Here is a 14,784-nt window from a genome sequence, read left to right as displayed (position 1 = left end):
CTCTGTTGTTAGATGTCGCTCCCTTCGCCAAAGCGCTGGCGACCGCCGACGATCGTGCGCAGCACCTTGGTCGCGCCGATCCTGGCCGGATCGATCGCGAACAGATCGGCGTCCAGCACCGCGAAATCGGCCAGCATGCCGGGCTTCAGCAGGCCCATCCGGTCGTCGCTGAAACCGGCAAAGGCGTTGGTCGCGGTATAGGCGTGCAGCGCCTGGAGCATGCTGATCTTCTGCTCGGGCAGCCAGCCGCCGGGGTTGGCGCCGTCGATCGTCTGGCGCAGCACGGCGGCGGCGACCCCGGTCAGCGGATCGAGCGGCGCCACCGGCCAGTCCGACCCGAAGGCGACCTTCGCCCCCGCGTCGAGCAGCGACTTGAACGCATAGGTGCCCTTCAGCCGCTCGGCGCCGACCCGCTGGATCGCCCAGCGTCCGTCGTCGATCGCATGATAGGGCTGGACCGATGCGATGACCTGCTGCCGGGCGAAGCGCGGGATCGCGGCCGGCGCCAGATGCTGGGCATGTTCGATACGGAAACGGCGGTCGCGCCTGCCATTCTTCGCGGCGGTGGCCGCAAAGATGTCCAGCGCCTCGTCATTCGCCTTGTCGCCGATGCCGTGGATGGTGATCTGCAGGCCCGCCGCATCCGCGTCGTTGGTCCATTGCTGGACATCGGCACGCTTGTGGATCGGGAAGCCGCTATTATCGGGCGCGTCGTCATAGGGGCGATAGAACATCGCCGTGCGCGACCCCAGCGATCCGTCATATTGCAGCTTCAGCCCGCCCCAGCGGACCCAGTCGTCGCCGCGACCTTCGGCCTCGATCAGCGCCTTGAGCTTCGCCCAGTCCTGCAACGGCACGAAGGAATAGAAGCGCATGTCGGTCTCGCCTTTGGAACGCAGGCGTCGCAGCGTGTCATGGGTGATCCAGTCCAGTTCGGTGGTGTGGACCTGGACCACGCCCCTGGACAGGCCATGGGCGATGCCCCGGCGCGCGGCATCCTCCTTGTCGGCGTCGGTCGGCGCGGGGATGGCGCGCTTGACCAAGTCCATCGCCGCATCCTTCAGGATGCCGGTCGGGTTGCCATCCTTGTCGCGCACGATCATGCCGCCGGGCACATCGGGCGTGTTGCGGTCGATCCCGGCCAGTTTCAGCGCCAGCGAATTGAGCGCCAGCATGTGCAGGTCCAGCCGCTGCACCGCGACCGGGGTGTTGGGCGTCACCGGGTCCATCCAGCTGCGATCGGGCAATTCGCCGCCCCATAGTTCCGCGTCCCAGCTGCCGCCTTGCAGCCATTGGCCGGGCTTCAGTGCCTTGGCGGCCTCGCCGACGACGCGGGCAAATTCCTGCGGACTCTTCGCCTCGCGCAGATTGGGCTGGCTCAGCAGATAGGAGCCGGTGAGGAAATGGGTGTGCGCGTCTGTGAAGCCGGGCATGACGAAGGCGCCGCCCAGATCGATGATGCGCGTGGTCTTGCCCGACTGCCCCTTGACCGCCGCTGCGCCGATCGCGGCGATGCGTCCGCCGGCAATGCCGATCGCAGACCGCTGCACCGGCATGCCTTCGCCGGTCCAGACCGTCGCGTTGACATAGGCGGTATCGAGCATCTGCGCCCTGGCCCACAGGCTGCTTCCCAGCGTCAATCCGGCGAGGCCAGTGGCGCCGCCGGCCAGCATTTCGCGTCGGCTGAACATCATTGCTCTGCTCCCTCGTGGCTGGTCTCGTCCAGCCGGTCCTCATTGTAGATCCGCATCCAGTCGCGCAGCCCGCCAGGGGCCAGGCTGCCGACAATCTCGTTGATGCCCTGGCGGCTTTCGTCGCGGCCCAGCTTGAACCGGCCGTCGATCGCGCGGACATGGGCGCGAAAGCCGATGATATGCTTCATCATCGGCTCCAGTCGCGGGCCGGCATCGTCGATATGCCAGGGGGCGGCACGGCCAGCCTCCATCCGGTCGGTCAGCGTCTCGATCGACTCGCGCGTCGCCTCGGGCAACAGCTCGACATCGACGGTCAGCACCGCCATCGCATAGTTCCAGGTCGGCACCCATGTCGGGTTCGACTGCATTTCGGGCGAGATATAGCCCTGCGGCCCGTTCACCAGCACGGTGGCGCGGGGCGCCGCGCGCAGTTGCGCCACTTGCGGGTTGGACAGGGCGAAATGGCCCAGCAGCGACACCAGCGCACCGTCCGCGTCGCATTCGGCCAGCAGCGGCAGCGGCGTCGCGCCGAAGCCGGCCTCGCCATGGGAGACGATCCAGCAGAGCGGATGGTCGCCGATCAGGGTGACGATGTCGTCCGGGGAGCGGGGCGCATATTTCATATGCATGACACTGCGCCGGCATTGGACCCTTCCGAAACATCCAATTCAGGAAAGTGAAGGGGTCCAAGTAAGATCAGGGTTCGGCGCAGCGGCGCAGCGCCTGCAACACCTCTTTCGCCTCCTCCTCGGTCAGGCTGGCAAAGCCTATGCGCAGGCCCCGCTCCGTCCCCTCCTCGGCCGCGTAGCTGTGCGAGGAGGCGAAGCTGAGGCCGATCTCGGGTGCCCGTGCCTCCAGCCGATCAAGTGCGGCCATGTCCTTGAACTGCAACCAGAAGGCGAGGCCGCCATCGGGCAGGCGATAGTCGATCAGCCTGTCCATTTCGCTGTCAAGATTGCGGGCGAAGGCATCGCGCCGCCGGGCGTAGATCTGCGCCGTCTTGCGCACATGGCGCCGCACCTCGCCGCTTTCCAGCAGTTCGGCGGCGGCCTCCTCCGTCACGGTATTGCCCATGCCGTCGATCAGCGAGATCTGATAGGCCAGCGCGTCGACGACTTTGGGCGCGGCGGCGATATAGCCGATGCGCAGTGCCGGCACGAGCAGCTTGGACATCGACCCGGCATAGATCACCCGCGCCGGAGCGTAGCTCGCCATCGGCAGCAGCGGCTGCGCGCCGAAGTGGAATTCATGGTCATAATCATCCTCGATGATCGCGAAGGCGAATTGCCGCGCCAGTTCCAGCAGGCGCAGCCGCCGCTCGGGCCGCATCGACACGGTGGTCGGGAACTGGTGATGCGGCGTCACGAAGATGGCGCGAACCCGATGCTTGCGGCAGGCGCGTTCGACATCGGCGACATCGACCCCGTCCTCATCCAGCCCGACGGTGACGATCTTGGCGCCGCAGGCGCGGAAGGCGGCGACCGCCGGCTCATAGGTCAGCCGCTCGACCAGCACCGCGTCGCCCGGCCGGATCAGGATGCGCGCGGTCAGGAACACGCCCATCTGGCTGCCGCGGGTGATGCAGATATTTTCCGCCCCGACCATCAGCCCGCGCTGGCGCCGCAACATGCTGGCGATCTCCTGCCGCAGTCGTGGCGACCCGCGCGGATCACGATAGTGGAGCGCATTGGCGCGCGACGCCCCCTCCGCCGCCTTGCGATAGGCGCGGGCGAGCAGGTCGGCGGGAAACAGGCGCCCGTCGGCAACGCCCTCGTCCAGCTTGCGCCATTTGCCCGCCGGAATGGCGATCAGTCGATCGGGCGCGGCCAGGAACGGATATTCGGTCTCGTCCGGCTGGCGGGTGTCGGGCGCGATCGGCGGGGCAGGGGCATCGTCGCTGCTGGGCAGGGAGGTCGACACGATGGTGCCGCGCGTGCCCGCGCTCACCAGCCAGCCCTGCGCGATCAGTTCCTCATAGGCGGTGACGATGGTCTTGCGATTGACCTCCAGCGCGGCGGCCAGTTCCCGGCTGCTCGGCAGGAACTCGCCGGGCAGCAGCCGGCCGCGTTCGATCTCGTGGATCAGGCCATGGGCGATCTGCATGTAGCGGGGACTGTCCGGCGCGATCCGCACCCGTTCCTTGAGCGGCAGGGTCCAGGGGCGCAGCATCCGCGTGGCGATCAGCGGCGCGATGCAGCCAGGGCCATGTCGGCAAGGGCGATCGTCCCGAGCGGCCCGGCGCGGTCGCCCAATGCCGGGTGGGCGACATAGTCGTCCATCGATGCGATCGTCGCAGCCGCGCCATAGGCCGCCAGGCTGGCGGTCAGTCCATCGCGGATCAGGGGCATCAACTGCGGCTGGCCCATGGCGACCCCACCGCCGATCAGGATACGCTGGGGCAGGCTGGTCAGCGCCAGATTATGGCACATCGCCGCCAGTGCGTGGGCGACGAACGACCATTGTGGATCATCAGCGGACACGTCGCGTCCGCGCTGGCCGGTCCGCGCCTCGATCGCGGGACCATTGGCCAGTCCCTCCAGGCAATCGCGATGGAAGGGGCAATTGCCTGCAAAATCGTCACCGGCGGCGCGCGGCACGCGCATGTGCCCGGCCTCGCTATGGCCCAGTCCGCGCACGGGCATGCCGGACACGATGCTGCCCACGCCGATGCCGGTGCCGACCGTGACATAGGCCCAACTGGTCAATCCCTGCGCCGCGCCCCAGCGCCCCTCGGCCAGCGCCGCGCCATTGACATCGGTATCGACCATGAAGGGCCGTCCGGCCGCGAGGTGGGTGATGTCGGTCCCGTTCCAGCCCGGCTTGGGCGTGCTGACGATCGAGCCGAAACTGGCCGACGCCGGATCAAGATCAAGCGGTCCGAAGCTGCCAAGGCCCAGCGCGGCGAAATCCCATCCGGCCAATGTCGCGGCCACCGCGGACAGGGTCTCGGCGGGCGTGGTGGTCGGAATTTCCACCTGCGCCTGGATATCGTCCGGTCCGGTGCCCAGGATGCAGATGCATTTGGTGCCGCCCAGTTCTACGCCTGCCAGCATCGGCTCATGCTCCCCAGATCGTCTCGGCATAGGCCAGGAAATTGCCGCCCAATATCTTCTCGATCCGGGCCGTCGAATAGCCCTTGGCGCGCAGCAGCCCGACGAGCTTGCGGAACTGGTCCGGCCCGCGCAGGTCGACGACGAAGGGATAGGTGTCGGGCCGTTCGCCCTTGGCGCTGATGCCTGCGGCCTGGCGCGCGGCGATTTCCTTGGCCAGCACCGCCTCATAGGCCTTGAGGTCGTCGATCTGCGTCACCGTGCCGTCGGTGCCGATGCCGACATGATCCTCGCCGCACAGCTTCACCGCATGGTCGATATGGGCGACGACATGTTCGGCGCGGGCATGGCCCGACATATCAAGGAAGGGCATGAAATAGATGCCGATGAAGCCACCGCGATCGGCGACCAGCTTCAATTCCGCGTCGGTCTTGTTGCGGGGCAGGTTGGTGACCGCGCGGCAGCCGGTATGGTTGATCGAGATCGGCTGTTTGGAAATGCGCGCCGCCTCCAGGCAGGTCTGCTCGCCGCTGTGCGACAGGTCGACCATCACCCGCTGCGCATTGCAGCGCGCGACGACCTCGCGGCCGAACGGGGTGAGGCCGCGATTGCCCGGCGCCATCGATCCGTCACCCAACTGGTTGGCGGGATTATAGGTCAGCTGGAAGATGCGCACGCCGAGATTGGCAAAAATCTCGACCTGGCTGGCGTCCTGGCCCATCATCGCGCCATTCTGGAAGCCGTAGATCAGGCCGACCTTGCCCTCCGCTTTGGCGCGGCGGATGTCGGCGGCGGTCAGGATCTTGATGAGGTCGCGGCTGTTGGCGCGCACCTGTGCATCGGTCTCCGCAACTTCGCGCACGCTCTGGACGAATGGGTCGTCCGATCCGGAGACATAGCCGATGGTGATGTTGACCGCCGTCACGCCCGACGCATGGGCTTCGGCCAGCACGCGCGGGCTGAATTGCGGAACGAGGGAGCCGGCCGGCTGGTTGGGGTCGCCCAGGCCGCCCAGCGCATTGATGACGATCATGTCCTTGATCGGATCGGTCTCCACGCCTGCGGCGCGGGCACTGCCGGCGGCCAGCATCGCGGCCGATACTCCCATGAAATTGCGCCGATCCAGCTTCATTCGTCGTCCCCCATTGCTTCCTTGGTCACCGGCACATAGGCGGTGCGGGCATAGGCTTTGCCGCGCTTCACCACCGTCTCGATCGTCTGGATATTGGCGATGTCGGCGACCGGATCGCGCTTCAGCACCACGAAATTGGCAAGCTTGCCCGGTTCGATCGACCCCATATCCTTGGCCTGTCCCGCCGCCTGCGCGCCGACCAGCGTGGCAGACCGGATCACCTCGACCGGGGGCATGCCGACATTGCGGGCGAGGAAGAGCAGCTCCTCATGGACGGCGGGCCACTGATCCTCGACCTCGCCGACGAAATCGGTGCCGGTGGAGATGGGGACGCCCATCTTCCACGCCTGACGGGTGAGGCGGGTGGTGAGATCACCGGTGCAGCGCAGCGGCTTCGCCTTGGGGTCGGCCTTGCGCTTGGCTTCGAACTTCACGAACAGCGCGCCGGTCGCGTCGAGGATCGTGCCTTGCTTGCGCATCGCGCGGAACAGGTCGGCCATCACCGGATCATCATCGCCCGGCGCCAGCAGATTTTCATGTACCGGCGTCCGGTCCTCATAGGCGGCGAGCATCACCGGCTCGCGCTGATAGGCGAGATAGCAGACATGGCTGATCGCGTCCGGTCCGGCGGCGATCACATCGGCCGGGCGGGTGGGGAAGACCGAACTATGCGCCCAGACCAGCATATGCTGGCGATGGGCGGCGGCGGTTACCGCCTTGACCTGGCGCGGGGTCAGGTCGGCATAGACCTTGATCGCGCTGGCCGATGTGCCGCGCGCCAGGGTGATGGCTTCCTTGAGGTCGGTCCTGTCGTCGATCGCCTGCATCCAGGGCGCGGTGCCCGGCGTCACCCCCTGGCTGGCGGCGGCAACGCGCGGGTCGGCGAAGAAGGGCCGGCCGGCCATGATCGCGGCATAATAGATGTCGGGTGCGGCGATCTCCGCCATGCGCGCCTCGCGCGCTAATTCGCCGACCGAGCGCAGATCGTCGGCCATGTCGCGCACCGCCGTCACCCCGCCATAGAGATTGCGGCGCAGCATCGCCTTGGCCTGCACCGCGTTGGGCGGGGTCGCCATATGGACATGGCTGTCGATCAGGCCGGGGATGACATAGCGGTCGGCCAGATCGACCTGCCGCGCGCCCGCGACATCGGCGGCGGGCAGGCTGCCATGCGGCGCCAGCGCGACGATCCGATCGCCGCGCACCAGCATGTCCTGATTGCCGCGCGGCGCCGCGCCGGTGCCGTCGATGATGGTGGCGCCGCTATAGAGCACCGCTTCCTCGACTGGCTTGGGCGGCTGGGCGAAGGCGGCGAAGGGCAGGGTGCAGACGATCAGGGCGGCAAGGCGGGCGGTGTGCATCATCTATCCTTATTCGCCGGGCCGATAGGTGCGCACGGCATGGGCCTTTATGTCTTCGGGGTAGAAATAGACCGGGCGCAGATCGCCCTTGGCATAGAGATCGACTTGATCGGCGAAATGGGGCGAGTGGGGATCGCCGCTCTCACCGCCGGCGCTGACGGCGCGGGCGACGACCTTCGGCCCGAATTCGACCGCCGCGACGAAGCTGTTGCCCTTCGTGCCATAATAGCGCTTCGTCCCCGGATAGCGCGCCGCGCCGAACGCCGCGAGCGATCCCCATTGCGACGAGGCGAAGGGGATGGGGGTGCTGGGCTTGGCATCGTCGAACGTCTGGACGATCGCGCCGTCATTGCGCTGGTAGCGGTTGATCTCGCCCCAGGGCACGGCGATGCTGCCGAAATCGGCAGTCAGCCGCTCGACCGCCTCGCGCAGTGCCGCCAGTTTCTGCGCGTCGCTCGCGCGGGTCGCCATATAGTCGATGGTGGACAGGCCCGCTTCCTTCGCGGCCGGCGCCACCGCCTTCCACAGCGCCTCGCCCCAGAAGACGGCGAGCGAGGTCTGGGTCGAGGTCAGGCTCCATTTATAGTCCCAGCCGCGCAGGCTCTGCACCGCATCGGCCAGCGCCGGATCGGGCGCCCCATCCTGCGCTCTGTCCTGTGCCGCGATCAGGCCCGGAACCAGCCGGGCGAAGCCGGTCAGATAGGGATCATAGGCCGCGCCGATCAGGCTATCGAGGGTGAAATGCTCATTGGCCGACAGCACGATCTGCGCATGGGGGCCGCGCGGATTTTCGCCGGCCTGATCCATGTAGCGGGGAAAGGCCTCGCTCTTGGGGCTATCCGCGCCCGCCGCCGTCCACGGCCAGTTATTGGTGTTCATCGCCCAGCCGCCTTTGGGGTTTACCGCCTGGGGCAGGCTCGACAACTCGTGCAGGCCGCGCCAGTCGGTCGCCGGGTCGCTGCCGTCCACGGGCTTCGTATAGTCGAAGCGATCGTCGCGGATCGGCACGAATTGCGGGTGCAGATAGGCGATCTCGCCCTTGTCGTCGGCCAGCAGCGTGTTGTTGCTGCTGTTCGCCTTATTCTCCGCGACCTTGAGGAAGCTCGCATAATCGCTGGTCTTGGTGCGCAGATAGCTTTGCTCCAGCGCCGGCACCGGCTTGTTCATCAGCGCGAAGGCGATCCACTTGTCGCCCTCGGTCCGCACGATCGGGCCATGATGGGTGGAGTAGCCGGTGAAGGCGCGCTGGGCGAGCTTGCCATCTGGCGTGCGGTAGGAAATGGCGATGGTCTTTTCGGTGACCGGGCGCAATTCCTTGCCATAGCGGTAGAAGAGGCGATCGCCCTGCGGCACGTTCGTTTCGGCAAATTCGTCGACATTGTCGATGCCGCTCGACGTGTGCATCCAGCCGATATGGCGGTTGAAGCCCTGATAGATGAAGAACTGGCCCCAGGTGACCGCGCCATAGGCGTCCAGCCCCTCGTCGCTGCTCATCTGCAGTTCGGATCGGAAGAAGAAGCTGGTGTGCGGGTTGATCATCAGCAGGGCATGGCCGCCTTCCGTCCGGGACGGCGCGATGGCGAAGCCGTTGGATCCCTGCGGCTCGCGATAGGCAAGGCCCTGTTCCAGCATGGTCAGCGCCACCGGCTTCTTCTCGTAAAATGCCTGTAGCTGGGTCAGCGGCACCCGCTCGATATCGCCGCCGATGCTGCCTTCGGTGAAGCTCAATGCCATCCATGGCTCGAACCGGGTGATGACGCGCGGCTTCACCATCGGATGGGTGGAGAGATAATAATTCAGGCCATCGGCCCAGGCCTGCATCAGTTTCTTGAGCCAGGCCGGGCTGCGGGCATAGTCGGCCTGCAGCCGGGCGGGATCGATGAACAGGCGCTGGCGCAGATCCTGCCAGATCGCCTTCTCGCCCTCAGCTTCGGCAAGGCGGCCAAGATTGACCAGATAATTGGTCTCGATCCGGTTGAAGTCGTCTTCCGCCTGGGCATAGACCATGCCGAACACGGCGTCGGCGTCGGTCGCGCCATGGACATGGGCGATGCCCCACTGGTCGCGGGTGATGGTGACCCTGGCCGGCGAGAGCGCGGTCGGCGATTGGGCGAGGGCAGGGCAGGCGGCAAGAGCGACCAATGCCCCCGCAAGGGAGGTGGCGCGCGGCAGGAATTTCGTCATAGAGAGGGGGAGTAATGAAGGGGGCGGGACGGCGCAAGCAGCCACCCGTCAAGGGGGATGATATCGATGCACAGGCTTTTGATCCTGCTGGCCTTTCTGTTCGTTGCGCCGATGCCGGCCGGAGCGAAGGAGGCCGCGCCGACGCTCTATCTGCTGCGCCCCGATGCGGTGTTCGACGGCGCGGCGTCGCATCGCGGATGGGCGGTGCTGGTGCGTGGCAACCGGATCGAGGCGGCCGGACCGGGGATCGCGGTGCCCGCTGGGGCGACCGTCATCGACTTGCCCGGCAAGACCCTGCTCCCCGGCCTGATCGAGGGCCATTCTCACCTGTTCCTGCATCCCTATAACGAGACGAGCTGGGACGATCAGGTGCTGCACGAGCCGCTGGCGCTGCGCACGGTGCGGGCCACGGTGTCGGCGCGGGCGACGCTGATGGCGGGCTTTACCACGGTGCGCGATCTGGGCACCGAAGGGGCGGGCTATGCCGATGTCGGCCTCAAGCAGGCGATCGAGCAGGGCATCATCGCCGGGCCGCGCATGCTGGTGGCAACGCGGGCGCTGGTGGCACCGGGCGCCTATGGCCCGCGTGGGTTCGAGCCGGGCGTCGCCGTGCCACTGGGCGCGGAGGAAGCCGGCGGCCCCGATCTGGTGACGGCGGTGCGGCGACAGATCGCGGCCGGCGCCGATGTCGTGAAGCTCTATGCCGATTATCGCTGGGGCAAGGGCGAGCCGAGCCGCCCGACCTTCACCCAGGCGGAAATGACGGCGGCAGTGGAGGTGGCACACAGCGCCGGGCGCAAGGTTGCGGCCCATGCCGTCACTGATGAGGGGATGCGCCGCGCGATCCTGGCCGGGGTCGACACGATTGAGCATGGCTATGAGGGCAGCGCCGCGACCTTCGCGCTGATGAAGGCGCATGGTGTCGGCTATTGCCCGACCCTGGCAGCATCCGACGCCACCGCGCGCTATCGTGGCTGGACCGGGGCGGAACCGGCCCCGGCGGCGGTGACGCAGGCGCGCCAGGCGCTGGATCGCGCGCGGGCGGCGGGTGTCGCCCTCTGCCTGGGCGGCGATGTCGGCGTGTTCGCGCATGGCGACAATGCGCGCGAGGCGGAGCTGATGGCCGCCGCCGGCATGGCGCCCCGCGACGTGCTGGTCGCGGCGACCAGCGGCAATGCGGCACTGTTCGGCATCGCCGACCGGCTGGGCGCGGTGAAGCCGGGCCTGCTCGCCGATCTGGTCGCCGTCCAGGGCGATCCGACGCGGAGCATCGGCGCGCTGCGCCAAGTCGGCTTCGTGATGAAGGACGGCGTCATCTACAAGGGGTCGGGCGCGCAGCGATGAGCCAGGGCGATCGCGCGTTCCTGGGCCATCCGCGGGGCCTGGCCTATCTGCTGTTCACCGAAGCGTGGGAGCGTTTCTCCTATTATGGCATGCAGTCGCTGCTGGCCCTCGATCTGGTCAAGCATCTGCTACAGCCCGGACAAGCCGACGGGCTGCTTTTCTTCGATGCCTTTCGCCAACTCTATGGCGAGCTGGATGGCCAGCCGCTCGCCTCCGCCATTGTCGGCACCTATTTTGCCAGCGTCTATGTGACGCCGATCCTGGGCGGGCTGGTCGCCGACCGGCTGCTGGGACGGCATCGCACGGTGCTGCTGGGTGCGCTGACGATGATGGCGGGGCATTTCCTGATGGCGGTCCAGGCCGCCTTCCTGCCGGCGCTAGGCTTGCTGGTGCTGGGCAGTGGCCTGTTCAAGGGCAATCTCGCCAGCCAGATCGGCGCGCTCTATGGCCATGATGACCCGCGTCGCGACGGCGCGTTCCAGCTTTATTATCTGGGCATCAATATCGGCCTGATCGCCGCGCCGCTGGTGATCGGTACGCTGGCGGAAACGCGCGGCTGGCATATCGGCTTTGCCGTCGCCGGCGTCGGCATGGCGATTGCCACGATCATCTACCTCGTCGGGCGCGAGCATCTGCCGGCTGATGAGCGCAGGCCAAGATTGCAGGGGCGCCGGGCCATGACCCGGCAGGATCTGCGCGGTCTGCTGGGCATCGTGCTGCTGATCCCGCTGCTGGCGGTCGCGCTGCTGCCCAACAACCAGATATTCAACGCCTATCTGATCTGGGGCGACGCGCATCTTGAGCTGACGTTGGGCGGGCTGCGCGTGCCGACCAGCTGGCTCATCACCCTCGATGCGGGGCTGGGCCTCGCCATCCTTGCCGGTCTGCCCTTCCTTTATCGCCTTTATGCGCGCCACCGGCCGGAACCCGGCGATCTTGCCAAGCTGACGATCGGGTCGCTCTTTGCGACCGGGGGCATGCTCTGTCTGGCGCTGGGATCGGCGCTGGCGGGGGCAGACGGCAGGACGGGGCTGGGCTGGGCGATTGCCTTCCATCTGCTCAACGGCATCGGCTTTGCCCATATATTACCGGTCAGCCTGGCGCTGTTTACTCGCGCCGCGCCGCCGTGTCAGGCCGGGCTGGCGATCGGCCTCTATTATCTCGTCTTCTTCCTGGGCAATGTTCTGGTCGGCTGGGTGGGGGGCTTCTACGCCCGCATGCCGGCCCCGTCCTTCTGGCTGCTACATGCCGGGATCGCTGCGGGATGCGGCGCGATTTTCCTGATATTGACGTTACGGAAAGCGGTTTTCCGGTCGGATTGACGCTTTTTTCACGTTCGACCGACGCCTGGCCTCACACTGGCCATGCCATTCCCGATCCTGCGAGCGCGGGCATCCGACGCGCGCCGACAGGAGGGAATGATGACTGCCGATTTCGATCCCGCCGATTTTGACGGCGACAGCGCGCTCGATACCGACATGGCCGGTTTCGACATCGACCCCAAGCTGCGGCCGGTGCGGCATCTGCCGCTGCTGGTGCAGGCGAGCGGCCGCTATAATTTCGTGCGCTCGCCGCGCTTCCCGATGCCGCGCGCGCTGCCCGGTGCGGTCGATCGCTTCGACGACGATATCAATGCGCTGACGCTCTACACGCGCGAGGAATTGCGGCTCGACGTCGACGGCCGCTATCCGCAGATGACGGTCAGCGGCACGCGCGCCGGCCCGCTGGGGCCGGTGGTCAGTTGGGTTGCCGCACTGACCCGGACCGGGGCCAATCATTATAGCGGCCAGATCTGGTTCAAGGATGGCCAGGTCGGCGCCATCCCCCATACCCAGATCAGCCTCAAGGTGACGAAGAGCCTGCTCGCCGCCCAGCGCAAGGTCGAGGCGACCTTCACCGGCGGTGGCGCGGCTAGCTTCGTGCGCACCTATATTTTCAGCTCTTCGAGCTTCCGTCCGGCCGAGTTCGAATATGACACGGTGGCTGGCGCGACCCGCGTGACGGAAATCGGCACGCACGATCATCCCAATCATCCCGCGACCATGGCCAGCGAGACGCTGAGCCTGGATACCGTCTATCGGCGGGCGGGCTTCAACGTCGGCAACGCGTCCGGCGGCGGCGCCATTCCACTGGATGCGGCCGGCGCCGACCAGCGCTGGACCGACCAGGAAATGCATGATGCGATGCAGATTTACTGGTCGCGCTTCACGGATAAGCCGCAGTGGTCGTTGTGGGTATTGTTCGCCTCGCTCCATGTGCAGGGCAGCAGCTTGGGCGGCATCATGTTCGACGATATCGGGTCGAACCATCGCCAGGGTACGGCGATCTTCACCGACGCCTTCATCGCCAATCCGCCGGCGGGCGATGCCGATCCCGACGCCTGGGTGCGGCGGATGCGCTTCTGGACGGCGGCGCATGAGGTCGGCCACGCCTTCAACCTGGCGCATAGCTGGCAGAAGGCGCTGGGTACGCCCTGGATTCCGTTGGCCGACGATCCCGAAGCGCGCAGCTTCATGAACTATCCCTATGCGGTGGCAGGTGGTCAGGCGGCCTTCTTTGCCGATTTCGACTTCCGCTTTTCCGATCCGGAACTGCTGTTCATGCGCCATGCGCCCGAACGCTTCGTGCAGATGGGCAATGCCGACTGGTTCGACCAGCATGGATTTTCGCAGGTGGCGATGGACTCCAATGAGGAGTTCGGCCTCACCCTGTCGGTCAATGCCCGCGATAATCGTCTGCCCTATCTGTTGCCGCCGGTGGTCGAGATGGCATTGGTCAACCGAAGCGGACGGCCCAAGCTGGCATCGGCGGCGCGCCTGTCCGAGCGCGCGGGGCTGACCCTGATCATCAGCAAGGATGGCCGGCCCGCGCGCCAATGGTCGCCCTATTCGCGCCATTGCGGCGAGAGCCTGGAGATCATCCTGGGCCAGGGGGAGGCGCTGTATGACAGCGTGCTGGTCGGCGCCGGCCGCAATGGCTGGGACATGGCCGAACCGGGCCGCTACACTATCCAGGCAATGCTGGTCGTCGATGGCCGGGCGGTCATCTCCAACGCGTTGGAGGTCAAGGTCGATCCGCCCGAGAGCCGCGAGGAAGAGCGGCTGGCGCAGGATATCTTCACGCCGGAAGTCGGCCAGGTGCTGGCCGTCAACGGCACGCGCGGGGTTGGATCGGCGGTCGATGCGCTGCGGGCCGCCACGCGGATGCGCCAGCATCCCGTCGCGCGCCAGGCGGCGATCGCGCTCGCCGGACCATTGGCCGACGAATATAAGCTGCTGCAGGTGGATGAGCGGGCGCGGCCCGGCGAAACGCCTGCTGCGGCCGCCCGCCGGATCGAAGTCTATGACGCCGATCTGAAGGAGGCGCGCCACCTGCTGGCGATCGCGACCGAGGGCAGCGCCGATGCCGCCGTCAATGCCGTTGGCCATACCCGTTTCCTGCGCGAGGCGGGCAAGCTCGCCCGTGCGCTGGATGGCGGAGTGGCCTCGGTGCTGCGCCAGGCGGGGCTGGGCTTCGACGCGGTGCGGGCAGGCGATGTCATTGGCGGCTTCAACCTGGGCCAGGACATGCAGCGCATGCTGGCCGTCAAGGCGAACGGCCTCAGTATCTGATCCATGCAGGCGCATCGCCTGTCGTGGCGGTGCGCCCCATCATTCCGAAAGGGGACCAACAATGTCGGAATTTCGCAAAATCACGATCGCACTCGAACAGGGATTCAAGGACGACAGCGTCCGCATCTCGATCGGCGATCGGCTGGTGCATTGGCTGGACCATGTGAAGACCCGCGCCAAGATCGGCGTTGCCCATACGCTGGAACTCAACCTGCCGGCCGGTAATGATCCGGTGCAGGTCGAACTGCCGAGCAAGGATGTGCGCATCTCGATCGAACCGGGGATGGGCGAGGCATGCTATTGGGGCGTGTCGGTCAGCCCGAACGGCAAGGCCATGTATGTGAAGCGCTCGGTCGAGCCCTTCGCTTATGTCTGACGCGCTCCGTGCGGCGTTGATAGGGTTTTCCC

General features: G+C 66.8%; 11 protein-coding genes. 4 read left to right on the top strand and 7 right to left on the bottom strand.

Going from position 1 to position 14,784, the window contains the following annotated elements:
* Positions 1–8: 8 nt before the first annotated feature.
* The 7 genes from GGQ90_RS01255 to GGQ90_RS01225 form a co-directional block, all read right to left on the bottom strand.
* A complete protein-coding gene (locus tag GGQ90_RS01255) occupies positions 9–1,694 on the bottom strand; it encodes an amidohydrolase (protein WP_188080444.1) in 1,686 nt (561 codons plus the stop codon).
* Positions 1,691–2,323 (bottom strand): FMN-binding negative transcriptional regulator, encoded by a 633-nt coding sequence (locus GGQ90_RS01250; RefSeq protein ID WP_188080443.1) that lies wholly within the window; start codon positions 2,321–2,323, stop codon positions 1,691–1,693. The genes GGQ90_RS01255 and GGQ90_RS01250 overlap by 4 nt, the downstream gene beginning before the upstream one ends.
* A 67-nt stretch (positions 2,324–2,390) precedes the next feature.
* Positions 2,391–3,863, bottom strand: coding sequence for a MocR-like pyridoxine biosynthesis transcription factor PdxR (gene pdxR / locus GGQ90_RS01245; protein ID WP_004208515.1), 1,473 nt, complete (start codon positions 3,861–3,863; stop codon positions 2,391–2,393).
* A gap of 11 nt (positions 3,864–3,874) precedes the next feature.
* Positions 3,875–4,747 carry an ROK family protein gene (locus GGQ90_RS01240; protein ID WP_188080442.1) on the bottom strand — a complete coding sequence of 291 codons (873 nt, stop codon included), beginning with the start codon at positions 4,745–4,747 and terminating at the stop codon, positions 3,875–3,877.
* 4 nt (positions 4,748–4,751) lie between these two features.
* Complete coding sequence (locus tag GGQ90_RS01235) at positions 4,752–5,876, bottom strand: dipeptidase (protein WP_188080441.1); 1,125 nt, start codon at positions 5,874–5,876, stop codon at positions 4,752–4,754.
* A complete protein-coding gene (locus tag GGQ90_RS01230; protein WP_188080564.1) occupies positions 5,873–7,237 on the bottom strand; it encodes an amidohydrolase family protein in 1,365 nt (454 codons plus the stop codon). Before GGQ90_RS01230 ends, GGQ90_RS01235 begins: the two co-directional genes overlap by 4 nt.
* A 9-nt stretch (positions 7,238–7,246) precedes the next feature.
* Positions 7,247–9,421 (bottom strand): penicillin acylase family protein, encoded by a 2,175-nt coding sequence (locus tag GGQ90_RS01225; RefSeq protein ID WP_188080440.1) that lies wholly within the window; start codon positions 9,419–9,421, stop codon positions 7,247–7,249.
* Positions 9,422–9,487: 66 nt separating this feature from the next.
* Between GGQ90_RS01225 and GGQ90_RS01220 the strand changes: the two genes are divergently transcribed.
* The 4 genes from GGQ90_RS01220 (at position 9,488) to GGQ90_RS01205 (ending at position 14,752) form a co-directional block, all read left to right on the top strand.
* Entirely contained in the window at positions 9,488–10,765 is a 1,278-nt protein-coding gene (locus GGQ90_RS01220) for a metal-dependent hydrolase family protein (RefSeq protein WP_188080439.1), read from the top strand.
* Positions 10,762–12,087 carry a peptide MFS transporter gene (locus tag GGQ90_RS01215; protein WP_188080438.1) on the top strand — a complete coding sequence of 442 codons (1,326 nt, stop codon included), beginning with the start codon at positions 10,762–10,764 and terminating at the stop codon, positions 12,085–12,087. The genes GGQ90_RS01220 and GGQ90_RS01215 overlap by 4 nt, the downstream gene beginning before the upstream one ends.
* Positions 12,088–12,186: 99 nt before the next feature.
* A complete protein-coding gene (locus GGQ90_RS01210) occupies positions 12,187–14,376 on the top strand; it encodes a hypothetical protein (RefSeq protein ID WP_188080563.1) in 2,190 nt (729 codons plus the stop codon).
* Between the two features lie 61 nt (positions 14,377–14,437).
* Positions 14,438–14,752 (top strand): hypothetical protein, encoded by a 315-nt coding sequence (locus tag GGQ90_RS01205; protein WP_188080437.1) that lies wholly within the window; start codon positions 14,438–14,440, stop codon positions 14,750–14,752.
* Positions 14,753–14,784: the final 32 nt, after the last annotated feature.

The sequence above is a fragment of the Sphingobium scionense genome, from assembly GCF_014197035.1.
In the GTDB taxonomy this organism is placed as follows: domain Bacteria; phylum Pseudomonadota; class Alphaproteobacteria; order Sphingomonadales; family Sphingomonadaceae; genus Sphingobium; species Sphingobium scionense.
Note: the sequence above shows the minus strand (reverse complement) of the source record. Positions and strands in the feature narration are given on the sequence as shown.